The organism is Nannocystis pusilla, assembly GCF_026626665.1.
GTDB lineage: Bacteria > Myxococcota_A > Polyangia > Nannocystales > Nannocystaceae > Nannocystis > Nannocystis pusilla.
In genome coordinates, this window is the sequence record NZ_JAPNKE010000002.1 from 10,611,313 (window position 1) to 10,623,983 (window position 12,671).

A 12,671-nucleotide genomic window follows, 5' to 3' on the forward strand; every position below is an offset into this window, starting at 1 on the left:
CGATGGCGCCGCGGCTCGAGTTCTGGTTCGACTTCTCGTGCCCGTTCGCCTACGTGGCGTCGACGCAGGTCGAGCAGCTGGCCCAAGGACAGGCGCCGATCTCGACCTGCGGCCGATGCTGCTCGGCGGGGTGTTCAAGGCCCGCGGCACGCCGCAGAACCTGGCGGCGACCCTGAACCCGGCCAAGGCCCGCCACAACCTCGACGACATCCGCCGCGCGGCCCAGCGCGCCGGGGTGCCGCTGCGCATGCCGCCGAACCACCCGATGCGCACGGTCGAGGCGCTGCGCTGCGTGCTCGCGGCCGGGCCGTCGCTGCCGCTCGTCCACCGCATCTACCGCGCCTACTGGGACGAGAACGCCGACATCGCCGACCGCGAGGTGCTGGCGCGGGCGCTCGCGGACGTCGGCCTCGACGCCGCGGCGATCCTCGCCCGCGCCGAGTCGCCGGAGATCAAGGACGAGCTGCGCCGCCGCACCGACGAGGCGGTCGCGCGCGGGGTGTTCGGCGTGCCGACCTACTTCGTCGGCGACGAGCTGTTCTGGGGGCAGGACCGCGCGGACATGGTCGAGGCGGCGCTCGGCGGGGCCCCCTCGCAGCCGGCGCCGTCGCCGGAGGCGCCGGTCGACTTCTACTTCGACTACAGCAGCCCGTTCGCCTATCTGGCCATCATGCGCGCGGGCGAGCTGGGCCCGCAGGTGCGCTGGCGGCCGATCCTGCTCGGCGGGCTGTTCCGCACCCTCGGCACGCCCGACGTGCCGCTGTTCGTGCAGAGCCCGGAGAAGCGGCGCCACACGATGCAGGACCTCGATCGCCAGGCGGCGCGCGCGGGGCTGCCGTTCCATCCCGCAGGGCTTCCCGATGCGCACGGTCCTGCCGCTGCGGGTGACGCTGGCCGCCGGCTCGCCGCCGCCGCTGGTGCGCGCGCTGGCGACGGCGATGTGGGCCGAGGACCGCGACATCAGCGACCCCGCGGTGGTGGCGGCGATCGCCGATGCGGTCGGGCTCGACGGGGCGGCGCTGGTGGCCGCCGCGGACACGCCGGCGCTGAAGCAGGCGCTGGTGACCGCCACCGCCGAGGCCGAGGCGGCCGGGGTGTTCGGGGTGCCGACCTTCGTGGTGCACACCCGCGAGCGCGGGCCGCAGCTCTACTGGGGCGCCGATCGCCTCACGCTGGCGGCCGCGGCGGCCGGCGGCGACGTCTCGGCGATGTGAACTTCGGACATGTCATGTAGGGCATGTCCGCGAGGACATGCCCAGGAGGACATGTCATGAAGGGCATGTTCGTGAAGCCGCGCCCCCGTCCATGCGAGGGCGCGGCGCGCCTCGGCGCGCGACGAGCCGGCGCGCGGGTCAGCCGTGGCTCGCGCTACAGGTGGGCGTAGCGGTCGGTGGCGCGGCGCAGGCTGAGGGCGATGCCGGGCTCGAAGGCGGAGTGGCCGGCGTCGGGGACGATCACGAGCTCCGAGCGGGGCAGCCGCTTGTGCAGGTGCCAGGCGTTCTCGAGCGGGCAGATCACGTCGTAGCGGCCGTGCACGATCGTCGTCGGGATGTGCTCGATCTTCGTCGCCTCGTCGAGCAGCTGGGTCTCGTGATTTAAAGCCCTTGTTGACGAAGTAGTGGCACTCGATGCGCGAGAAGGCGAGGGTGAAGTCGGTGTTGTCGCAGTGCATCTCGACGTCGGGGTCGGGGTGCAGGGTGGCGACGCGGCTCTCCCACAGGCTCCACGCGCGCGCGGCCTCGACGCGGACGCGCGGGTCGGTCGAGGTGAGGCGGCGGTAGTAGGCGGCGATCAGGTCGGCGCGCTCGGCCTCGGGGATCGGGGCGACGAAGGCCTCCCAGGCGTCGGGGAACAGGGTGCGGGTGCCGCGGCCGTAGAACCAGTCGGACTCGCGGCGGGTGAACATGAAGATCCCGCGCAGCACCAGCTTGGTGACGCGGTGCGGGTGGGCCTCGGCGTAGGCGACCCCGAGGGTGCTGCCCCACGAGCCGCCGAACACCTGCCAGCGGTCGACGCCGAGGTGCTCGCGCAGGCGCTCGATGTCGTCGACGAGGTCCCAGGTGGTGTTGTCGTCGAGCGAGGCGAACGGCTCGCTCTGGCCGCAGCCGCGCTGGTCGAACAGGATGATGCGGTAGCGCGCCGGGTCGAAGAAGCGCCGGTGCTTGGGGTCGGTGCCGCCGCCGGGCCCGCCGTGCAGGAACACCACCGGCTTGCCGGCGCGGTTGCCCGACTGCTCGAAGTAGAGGTCGTGCCCGCCGGGGACCTGCAGCCGGCCGAAGTGGAACGGGTCGATCGGCGGGTACAGGGCCGACAGCGGGTCCTGGCGGTGCGGGGCGGAGTGAGCTGGTCGAACGGTCATGGCGAAAAGCTCAGGTTCTCGGGGACAGGTCAGGTATCCGCGGCGAAGCGGTCGGTGGCGGCCACGAGCTCATGGAGGATCCCGGGCTCGAAGGCGGAGTGGCCGGCGTCGTCGACGATCCGCAGGTCGGCCTCGGGCCAGGCGCGGTGCAGGTCCCAGGCGCTCTGCGGCGGGCAGACGACGTCGTAGCGGCCCTGGACGATGACCGTGGGGATGTTGCGGATCCGCGGGACGTTCTCGACCAGCTGGTTGTCGCGCTCGAGGAAGCCGCGGTGGACGAAGTAGTGGGCCTCGATGCGGGCGAACGCGAGGCTGAACTCGTCCTCGCCGGCGCGCTCGATCTGCTCGGAGTTGACGCGCAGGTAGCTGGTGCTGGCCTCCCACACGCTCCACGCCCGCGCGGCCTCGAGGCGCACGGCCGCGTCGTCGCTGGTGAGCCGCTTGTGGTAGGCCTTCATCAGGTCGCCGCGCTCGGCCGCCGGGATCGGGGCGAGGAACCGCTCCCACGCGTCGGGGAACAGGGCGCTGGCGCCGTCCTGGTAGAACCACCGCAGCTCGCTGCGGCGCAGGAGGAAGATCCCCCGCAGCACCATCTCGGTGACCTTGCGCGGGTGCTTCTGCGCGTAGGCGAGGGCGAGGGTGCTGCCCCACGAGCCGCCGAACACCAGCCAGCGCTGGACGTTGAGGTGCTCGCGCACGCGCTCGATGTCGGCGACGAGATCCCAGGTGGTGTTGTCCTGCAGCTCGGCGTGCGGGGTGCTCTTGCCGCAGCCGCGCTGGTCGAACAGGACGATCCGGTAGCGATCGGGGTCGAAGAAGCGCCGCTGGTCGGGCACCGTGCCGCCGCCCGGTCCGCCGTGGAGGAACACCGCCGGCTTGCCGTCGGGGTTGCCCGACTCCTCGAAGTACACGCGGTGCAGCCCGCTGACCTGCAAGAAGCCGGCGTTGTAGGGCTCGATCTCCGGGTAGAGCGTGCGCCTGCGTGGGGGGGCCATCGGCGCGAGCTTGGCAAAGCGCGATCAAGGCGTCCAGAGGCGCCGCGTGCGGCCGCTCCGCAGGATTTGTGGCGGCCCCGGCGGGCAAAGCCGCGCGGCGGCCGAAGACGCGCCTCCGGCGGGGTTCGGCGGGCGTCCGGACGAGTAAGAGGGGAATGGCTCGCGGCGTTAGCATCGACCTCGCAGGAGATCCCTCGCACGTGTCCAGGCTCGCCTCGTCCGCCCTCGTCGCCCTCCTCTTCATCGGCTGCGCCCACGGGCGCAATCCTTACGCCGCCACCGAGAGCTCGCTCGGGCTCGACCGCGTGGTGCTCTACCGCAACGGGATCGGCTACTTCGAGCGCCGCGGCGAGGTCAAGGGCGACGCCCTGGTGATCAAGGTCCGCAAGGACCAGGTCAACGACCTGCTGAAGAGCCTGACGGTGATCGACCGCAAGAGCGGTCAGGCGGTCAGCGTGTCGATGCCGCTCGACCCCGAGTCGTGGGCCAATGCTGCCCTTTCGACCCTGGCCCCGGGGCAAGGTAGTTTGGCGCAGGTGCTCGACGCGCTGCGCGGCACCTACGTGACGCTGAAGACGACGCAGGGCAAGCTGCGCGGACGCATCGTCCTGGTCGAGGCGATCGTCGACGAGCCCGACCCGACGCCGCCGCCGTCGTCGGAGCGGGTGCCGGCGCCGCAGGGCGGAGCGCGCGACTACAAGGTCTCGCTGATGGACGGCAAGCAGCTGCAGGTGGTGCGCCTGTCGAAGGTGCGCGGGGTGACGCTGCAGGACGGCGACCTGGCGCTGCAGTTCCACCGCACGCTCGACGCGACCGCGGGCGAGGGGATGTTCCAGCAGGTGGCGGTGGAGATCCGCCTGGCCGGGGCGAACAGCCACGACCTGGTGGTCAGCTACGTGGTGGCGGCGCCGATGTGGAAGCCGACCTACCGCGTGGTCCTGCCCGAGCCGGGCGAGAAGGGGCCGGCGCTGCTGCAGGCGTGGGCGGTGGTCGACAACACCAGCGGCGAGGATTGGGGCAAGGTGTCGATGAGCCTGACCTCGGGCGCGCCGATCGCCTTCCGCTACGACCTTCACACGCCGCGCACGGTCTCGCGCTCGGACCTCACCGAGGCCGGGGTGCAGAAGCGGGCCGCGGTGGCGATGGGCGAGACGTCGTACCAGTCGGGCGGCGATCGCGACGGCGACGCGATCCCCGACTCGCTCGACCAGTGCCCCGACAGCCCCGAGACGTTCAACGGCTACACCGACGAGGACGGCTGCCCGGATGCCGCCGGGATCGCGGCGGGCCAGGCCGCGCCGGCACCTTCGCCCGCGCCGGACTACGCCCGGACGGAGGCCGAGAAGAAGTCGGCCAGGCGGCCGGCGGCCAAGCCGGCCGGGGCCTCGAAGGGCGGCGGCGGCAGCAGCAGCGTGAGCCGCAGCTACGACCTCGACGACGAGAGCTACGGCGGCGAGGTGGCCAAGGCCGAGGAGGCGGCCGCGGCCCCGCCGGCGATGGACCTCGAGTCGCTGCGCCGCAGCACGCAGGCGAGCGCGCGGGCCAAGAGCGTCAGCGGCCTGACGCGCTTCGACCTCGACGCGCGCGTGACGGTGCCCGACGGCAGCTCGACGATGGTGGCGATCGTCAACCAGGACGTGGCCGCCGAGCAGACGTTCCTGTTCCGCCCGGGCGGCGCCGGCACCGGCTACGAGCAGAACCCGTACCGCGTGGTCCGCTTCAAGAACACCACGCCGTTCGTGCTCGAGCCCGGGCCGATCGCGATCTACGCCGGCGGCAGCTTCGTCGGCGAGGGCCTGTCGGAGGCGGTCGGGACGCAGACGAGCACGACGATCCCGTTCGCGGTCGAGCCGTCGCTGATGGTGTCGTCGCAGGCGCAGTACTCCGGCGAGGACATGCACATCCTCAAGATCGTGCGCGGCGTGCTCGAGGTCGAGAACTTCCAGCGGGTGGCGACGACGTGGACGGTGAAGGGCCAACCTGACCCGAAGGGCTACTCGGTGCTGATCCGCCACCCGAAGCAGGGCGGGGCCTACGCGCTCAAGTCGAAGATCGAGGGCCTCGAGGAGCTGCCCGACGCCTACCTCGTGCCGGTCAAGGTCACCGGCAACGCGATCGAGGGCAAGGTCGAGGTCGTCGAGCAGACGCCGTCGCACGCGGTCATCACGATCTGGGACGGCCGCGCGCCGCAGCTGCTCGACGCGCTGCTGCGCCTGCCGAACCTCGACGCGAACGCGCGCAAGAAGATCGAGCCGCTCGTCCGCCTGCGCCAGGAGATCGGCCGCATCGACACCGAGGTCGAGGGGCTCTCGCGCCAGCAGGCCGAGCTCGACCAGCGCGCCAGCGAGACGCGGCAGAACCTCGAGGCGATCAAAAAGGACGGGGCGGCCGGCGATCTGCGCAGCAAGTTGAACAAGCGCCTCGACGAATTCACGCGCGACGCCGACAAGATCGGGCGCACGATCGTCGAGCTGCAGTCGAAGCGGCTCGAGAAGAAGATCGAGCTCGAGGACTCGCTGCAGAGCATCGACCTCTCGGCACCGACGCCGTGACGATCGTTCCGACGGCTTGACGCGAATTGACGGGTCTGCAGGGGTGAAGAAAGCTGCACCTCGCTCCGGACGCCGTCCGGCGCGCGTCTGCGCCGCTCCCAAGTGGGATACGCACGGACTTGCCGCCCCCCCGCTGGCCGTGCGACGCTGGTGCTGATGTCCCGGAACCCCGAGGACTTTCGGTGAGCGATCACGACGCAGGCGCGTCCGGCGCGATTCCGAACATGGATCCGAGGCCAGGTCCCAAAGGCCAGGTCTCGTCGGCGTCGCAGCACGGCCGCTCGATGCGGGCGGTGCCGAAGATCGTCGAGACCCCGATCGTGGAGTGGGAGCCCCCGGCCACGTTCGACGAGTACAAGCTGGTCCGCCTGCTCGGCAAGGGCAGCATGGGCCGCGTCTACCTGGCCCACGACACGGTGCTCGACCGCTCGGTGGCGGTGAAGTTCGTCGGCCACGTCGCGCCCGACGCCGACGACCGCGAGCGCTTCCAGGTCGAGGGCCGCGCGGTCGCCCGCATCCAGCACCCGAACGTGGTGACGATCTACCGCGTCGGTCAGCTCGAGGGCCACCCGTACCTCATCACCGAGTACATCCGCGGCAAGAGCCTCAACGAGATCCAGGTCCCGCTGCCGTCGCGCAAGGTGCTGGAGCTGGCGATCGGCCTGTGCCGCGGCCTGGCGGCGGCGCACCGCCACGGCGTGCTCCACCGCGACATCAAGCTCGCCAACGCGATACTGGCCGAGACCGGCGAGATCAAGCTGCTCGACTTCAGCCTGGCCAAGCTGATGGACCCGGCCTCGCTCGACCCGGTGCGGCCCGAGCCGCCCAAGGAGGAGGCGCTCGAGGCCGCGTCGTCGGTGGTGATGCGCAGCAGCGACGGCGGCCGCATCGACCGCGCCGCCGAGACGATCAAGCTGCGCGACGCCAGCGCGAGCGCGGCGCTGCCCCGCCTCCACGACGAGTCGGGGGCCGGGCGCTCGAGCGCGGGCCTGTCGGCCGCGGCGCTGTCGGCCGCCGACATCCCGGTCACCGCCGAGTCGCTGACGCAGGCCGGCACGCTGCTCGGCACGCCGCACTACATGGCGCCCGAGCTGTGGCGCGCCGAGCCGGCGTCGCGCCGCTCCGACGTCTACGCGCTCGGGGTGCTGATGTACATCCTCGCCTCCGGCCGCCCGCCGACCGAGGCGAGCACGCCGCTCGAGCTGGCCGAGCGCCTGCAAGAGCACGAGCCGCGGCCGCTGCTCGAGCGAGCGCCGCGCTGCGACCCGCGCCTGGCCGGGCTCATCGACCGCTGCCTGCGCCGCGACCCGTTCATGCGCTTCGGCTCGGCCGACGACCTGCTGGCCGCGCTCGAGTCGCTACAGCCGAGCGGGCGCGAGCTGGTCATCCCCGAGGGCAACCCGTACCGCGGCCTGCAGGCGTTCGAGTCGAAGCACCGCGCGGTGTTCTTCGGCCGCGGCGTCGAGATCCGCGCGGTCCTCGAGCGCCTCCGCGCCGACGCGCTGGTGGTCGTCGCCGGCGACTCGGGCGTCGGCAAGTCGTCGCTGGTCAAGGCCGGCGTGGTGCCGATGGTCGAGGAGGGCAACCTCGACCACCACCGCCAGTGGGCCTCGGCGGCGATGACCCCGGGCCGCTACCCGCTGCAGACCCTGATCTCGACGCTGGCTGTCCTCTTCGACATGTCCGAAGAGACACTCGCCGCGCTGATCGCCGAGAGCCCGGGCGAGCTGGTCCGGGCGCTGCGCAAGCAGCTCGGCGAGGCGCGCGGGCGGCTGCTGGTGATCGACCAGTTCGAGGAGCTGGTGACCCTGAGCGCCGCGCAGGAGGTGGCGATCGTCGGGCCGCTGCTGGCGCGGCTGGCCGCAGGGCAGCCCGGGCTGCGGGTGATGGCGACGGTGCGCGGCGACTTTTTGACCCGCGTGGTCCAGGTGCCCGGCATCGGCGACGAGCTGTCGCGGGCGATCTACATCCTGCGGCCGCTGTCGCCCGAGGGCGCGCGCGAGGCGATCGTCGGTCCGGCGAAGGTCAAGGGCGTGCGCTTCGAGCCGTCGACGCTGGTCGACGAGCTCGTCGAGGCCGGCGCGCGCGGCAGCCTGCCGCTGCTGCAGTTCGCGCTGGCCGAGCTGTGGGAGATCCGCGACCAGGCGACGAACGTGATCTCGCCGGCCGACCTGCGGAAGGTCGGCGGCGTGACCGGGGCGCTGGCGCGGCACGGCGACGCGGTCCTGGCCGAGCTGATCCCGGCCCAGCGCGCGGCGGCGCGGCGGATCTTGATGCGCCTCGTGACCGTCGACGACACCCGCGCGGTGCGGACCGAGGACGAGCTGACGGCGGACTCGCCCGCGGCCGCCGAGGCGCTCAAGGCCCTGGTGCGCGCGCGCCTGGTGGTGGCCCGCGAGGTCAACGACGACGCGGTCTTCGAGATCGCCCACGAGGCGCTGCTCGGCGGCTGGTCGACGCTCAGCACCTGGCTCGAGGAGGAGCGCGACGGTCGGGCGGTGCGTCACCGCCTCGAGCTCGCGGTCGCCGAGTGGGAGCGCCTCGGTCGCGGTCGCGACGCGCTGTGGAGCGGCGCGCCGCTGCAAGAAGTGATGGCGCTCGACCCGGCGTCGCTGCGGCCGAAGGAGCGCGACTTCATCGCCGCGTGCAAGACCGCGGCGGCGCGGGTGCGGGCGCTGCGGCGCGGGGCGATCGTGCTGCTCCCGGCGGTGGCGATCTCGATGTACGGGGCGATGTGGCTCAAGGGCCAGCGCGACCTCCGGCTCAAGGTCGACGCGCAGGTCACCGCGGCCGAGCAGGAGCGGACGGTCGCCGGCAAGGCGCAGGCCGACGCCGAGGAGCTGCGCACGCAGGCGCTGGCGGCCTACGAGGGCGGCAAGACGGCCCACGCCGACGGGCTGTGGACCCGCTACGAGGCGGCGCTGCCGGAGGCGGAGCTGCGGCTGGCCCGCTCGGCGCAGAAGCTCGAGACGGCGCTGAGCCTCGACGGCCGGCGCGACGAGATCCGCGACAAGCTCGGCGAGGTCCTGCTCGAGCGCGCGCTGCTGGCCGAGCAGGCGGGTCACGGCGAGTTCGTGATCCAGGACCTGCTCGAGCGCCTCAAGCTCTACGACGAGGGCGGCACGCGGGTCGAGCGGTGGAACGCGCCGGCGCAGCTCACCGTGACGAGCCAGCCGCCGGGGGCGCGGGTGCAGCTCGAGCGCTACGACGCCAAGCACGCGCGCATCGACAAGACGGAGGACCTGGGGACCACGCCGGTGGCGACGCGGCCGCTCGATCGCGGCTCGTATCGCCTGCGCTTCGAGCTCGCCGGTCACGCGCCGGTCGTCCTGCCGATCGTGCTGAGGCGCGAGGAGGTCGCCGACACCTCGGTCGTGCTGCCGCCGGTCGACACGATCCCCGCCGGCTTCGTCTACGTGCCCGCCGGGCGCTTCCTCTACGGCTCCGGCGACATCGCCGATCTGCGCGTGACGGCCAACGCGGAGCCGCTGCACCGCGTGGAGACCGGCGCCTACGTGATCGGCCGTCACGAGGTGACCTGGGCCGACTACATCGAGTTCCTGTCGGCGCTGCCGGCCGGCGAGCGGGCGGCGATCCTGGCCATCAACGCCGCCCGCGTGCTCTCCGACAGCGCCCGCCTCACCGAGCTGCCGCAGGGCGGCTGGCAGCTCGATCTCCATCAGACGGTCCAGGTCTATACAGTGCGGACCGGCGAGCCCCTGGTCTACGAGGGCAGGACGCAGCGGGCCCGCGTCGAATGGGAACGTCTGCCAGTGACGGGAATCGGGGTCGAGGAAGCGACAGCGTATTTCGCCTGGCTCAATACCTCGGGGCGGGTCCCAGGCGCCCGCTTCTGCAATGAGCACGAATGGGAGCGTGCGGCCCGCGGGGCCGACGATCGCAGATTCTCCATCGGCGAGCACCTCGAGGTCACTCAAGCGAATATCGACAGGACGTACGGCCTCGTGGGCTCGGCGTACGGGCCCGACCCGGTCGGCTCGTATCCCCAGTCCGTGAGCCCCTACGGCCTCTACGACACGATCGGCAACGCCTACGAATTGACGGTGTCGCCGTACGACCACAAGCAACTGAATGCGCGCGGCGGCGCATTCTACTATAACGAGTTCGCCGCCCGGGTCGCCAACCGCTTCGAGGTCGCTACGAGTTTCCGCCACAGCACGGTCGGGTTGCGCGTATGTGCGACATGGCCGCTGACGCGCTCCTAAAAGCGCGCGCTCGGACAGATGTCCTTTCATGTGTCCGCCGGTTGTGCTACAGTCGGGGGAATCGATGGGGGGTGGTTATGGCCGTGCGTAATGTGGCGCTTGTCGTGTCGCTGCTGGGCTTCAGCGCAGGGTGCTACGTGGGGTCGGATGCACCCGCCGACGTCGTCTCGACCCGCGACGAGGAGTTCAACTCTCTCGTCTTGAACGGCCCGGTGCTGCAGGGCCCGGTGCTTCAGGGGCCGGTGCTGCAGGGCATCATCATGGGGCCCGTGCTGCAAGGTCCGGTGCTGCAGGGCAACGTGCTCGAGGGCCCGCTTCAGCAAGGGCCGGTGCTGAACGGCGTGAACCTGAACGGGCCGGTGCTGCAGGGGCCGGTGCTGCAGGGGCCGGTGCTGCAGGGCACGGAGTTCAGCGGCAAGGTCGTCAAGAACGGCAAGAAGCAGTGGGCGAGCGGCAAGGACTTCATCGGCTCCACGTGGAGCTGACCGTCGGCCAGGTCGTCGACGGCGAGGAGGTCTTCGAGGACTACGTCCTCCGCATCGACGACATGACCAAAGCGCCGGGGCAGGACGACGTGTACCTGTACGACGTGGTGCACCGCGCGAAGGGCTCGAACCAGTGGAAGCCGCTGTGCCAGGACGGGCAGGGCGGGCTGGTGCCGGCGATCCCGGTGGCCAACTACTGGAACCTCGAGACCGGCGACCGCGTCGACGACCCCAACGTGTTCGTGTGGGCCTGTACGAACGCCGTCATCGCCAAGTGCGTGATGTGGGGCTACCGCCCGTGGGCCACGACCAAGCGCTGCAAGGACTGGGAGAAGGGCAAGAACTGCAAGACGATCTCGCTCGCCGATCACCACCAGGCGTGCACGCGCATGGCTCGCGCCGACTACTGCGGCATCGGTGAGCCGTGGACGGTCAACGGCACGGCGATCGACATCTGGGATCACCTGTCGCCGCAGGTCGAGGCGCGCGCGACCAACTGGTTCATCGAGGCCGAGTGGACCCCGGACGGCGCCTACTGCCTCCGCGACATCCGCCACCAGGAGTACAAGGAGCAGGGGCTGTACCCCAAGTGCTTCCTCGACAAGAAGGGCAACCCCAAGAAGGCGCCCAGCGACTGCGGCTCGCTCAAGGATCACCGCGCGCTGCTCGTCAGCGCCTTCGACAAGTACGGCGAGGGCCTGCCCGACGACAACAACAACGACGATGACGACGATGACGATGATGACGACGACGACGGCGGCTGGGGCGGCTGGGGCGGCGGCCACGGCCACGGCCACGGCCACGGTCACGGTCACGGCGGTCACTGAGCGCTCGTCGTAGCGCGGCCCGCTTTACATCGCCCGGCGGCTGTGTTGCCGTCGGGCGATGCACGACGTCCCCGAGCTGCCGGCGTGGCTGGCCGCCCTCTTGCCGCTGCGCCGGCGCGCGAGCGTGCTGGCCGACGGCAGCCAGATCCACTGCATCGACCACGGCGAGGCCGACGCGCCGGTGGTGCTGCTGCTCCACGGCAACCCGACGTGGAGCTTCCTGTGGCGCGAGGTGATCGCGCGCCTGCCGGGGCTGCGCTGCGTGGCGCCCGACCTGCTCGGCTTCGGCCTGTCGAGCCGGATCGCGCTGCACGAGCACAGCGTCGAGCGCCACGTCGACGCGCTGGCGGAGCTGGTGGAGGCGCTGGGGCTGCGCCGCTTCGTGCTGGTGGGGCAGGACTGGGGCGGCGCGCTGGGGCCGGTGCTGGCGGCGCGGATGCCCGAGCGCGTGGCCGGGGTGGTGCTCGGCAACACGTCGGTGGTGTTGCCGCCGCGCCCGCGCGGGACGTGGTTCCATCGGTTCGCGCGGACGCCCGTGGTCAGCGATCTGGCGTTCCGCGGCCTTGGCTTCCCGCAGAACGCGCTGTGGGTGGCCCAGGGCGATCGGAGATCGATCCGGGGGCCGGTGGCCCGCGCCTATCGCTGGCCCCTGCGGCACCTGTCCGATCGGTCAGGCCCGCTCGCGCTCGCGCGGATGGTGCCCGACAGCCTGGAGCACCCGAGCATCGCGCCGCTGCGCCGCGGCGAGGCGTGGCTGCAAGAGTTCGTGACCGGCGGGGGTCCGCTGGCGCTGGTGTGGGGCGAGCGCGACCCGATCCTCGGCCGCGCGCTGGCTCGCCACGAGCGAGCGTTTCCGACGGCGAGCGTGACGCGCACGCGGGCCGGGCATTTTTTGCAGGAAGAGGTGCCCGAGGCGCTGGCGGCGGCGATCCGCGAGGTGGCGGATCGCGCGGGCCTGCGCTGAGGGGCGATTCCTTCCCCGAAGAAATGGGGCAGGACGATGGGCCCGAAGGGGACTGGCGACGGCGAGCCGCGAGCCGGCCGTCCTGGGCGGACCGGAGAATGGCGCGAGGCATGGACGGTGAGCGGCGGGCTCGCGGGCTGCGCAGGCGTGGAGGAGCGGTACGAATATTGTGACCGCGAGCACGCTCCCGCAGCGCTCGTGCGCTTTCGTGGCGGCGCGGAGCGGGCGCTTCTGGGGCTGGCCCTTCGGACATGCCTTGAAAG

The 12,671-nt window shown here is 71.9% G+C and carries 8 protein-coding genes and 2 pseudogenes; 8 read left to right on the forward strand and 2 right to left on the reverse strand.

Annotation, left to right across the window (positions count from 1 at the left end; translation table 11 throughout):
- Positions 1-2: 2 nt before the first annotated feature.
- The 3 genes and pseudogenes from OV079_RS46935 (at position 3) to OV079_RS59745 (ending at position 1,214) form a co-directional block, all read left to right on the forward strand.
- A complete protein-coding gene (locus OV079_RS46935; protein ID WP_267776537.1) occupies positions 3-176 on the forward strand; it encodes a hypothetical protein in 174 nt (57 codons plus the stop codon).
- Positions 116-844: pseudogene (locus tag OV079_RS46940) on the forward strand (DsbA family protein); the annotation flags it as partial. The gene OV079_RS46935 and the pseudogene OV079_RS46940, both read left to right, overlap by 61 nt.
- Before the next feature lie 94 nt (positions 845-938).
- On the forward strand, positions 939-1,214 hold the full coding sequence (locus tag OV079_RS59745) for a DsbA family protein (RefSeq protein WP_420829593.1): 276 nt from the start codon (positions 939-941) through the stop codon (positions 1,212-1,214).
- Between the two features lie 154 nt (positions 1,215-1,368).
- Here OV079_RS59745 and pip (OV079_RS46945) read toward each other — a convergent pair.
- Both pip (OV079_RS46945) and pip (OV079_RS46950) read right to left on the reverse strand, forming a co-directional pair.
- A pseudogene (gene pip, locus OV079_RS46945) lies at positions 1,369-2,359 on the reverse strand (prolyl aminopeptidase).
- Between the two features lie 29 nt (positions 2,360-2,388).
- The gene (gene pip / locus OV079_RS46950; protein WP_267776540.1) at positions 2,389-3,354 is read right to left on the reverse strand and encodes a prolyl aminopeptidase; all 966 of its coding nucleotides are present in this window, start codon (positions 3,352-3,354) and stop codon (positions 2,389-2,391) included.
- 200 nt (positions 3,355-3,554) lie between these two features.
- Here pip (OV079_RS46950) and OV079_RS46955 point away from each other — a divergent pair, with 200 nt between their 5' ends.
- The 5 genes from OV079_RS46955 to OV079_RS46975 all read left to right on the forward strand — a co-directional run bounded on the left by OV079_RS46955 (position 3,555) and on the right by OV079_RS46975 (position 12,408).
- Complete coding sequence (locus OV079_RS46955; protein WP_267776541.1) at positions 3,555-5,906, forward strand: DUF4139 domain-containing protein; 2,352 nt, start codon at positions 3,555-3,557, stop codon at positions 5,904-5,906.
- A 182-nt stretch (positions 5,907-6,088) separates the two neighbouring features.
- Positions 6,089-10,132, forward strand: coding sequence for an nSTAND1 domain-containing NTPase (locus OV079_RS46960; protein WP_338089016.1), 4,044 nt, complete (start codon positions 6,089-6,091; stop codon positions 10,130-10,132).
- Between the two features lie 104 nt (positions 10,133-10,236).
- The gene (locus OV079_RS46965; protein WP_267776542.1) at positions 10,237-10,617 is read left to right on the forward strand and encodes a hypothetical protein; all 381 of its coding nucleotides are present in this window, start codon (positions 10,237-10,239) and stop codon (positions 10,615-10,617) included.
- Complete coding sequence (locus OV079_RS46970; RefSeq protein ID WP_267776544.1) at positions 10,608-11,444, forward strand: ADYC domain-containing protein; 837 nt, start codon at positions 10,608-10,610, stop codon at positions 11,442-11,444. The genes OV079_RS46965 and OV079_RS46970 overlap by 10 nt, the downstream gene beginning before the upstream one ends.
- A gap of 58 nt (positions 11,445-11,502) precedes the next feature.
- The gene (locus OV079_RS46975) at positions 11,503-12,408 is read left to right on the forward strand and encodes an alpha/beta fold hydrolase (protein WP_267776546.1); all 906 of its coding nucleotides are present in this window, start codon (positions 11,503-11,505) and stop codon (positions 12,406-12,408) included.
- Positions 12,409-12,671: the final 263 nt, after the last annotated feature.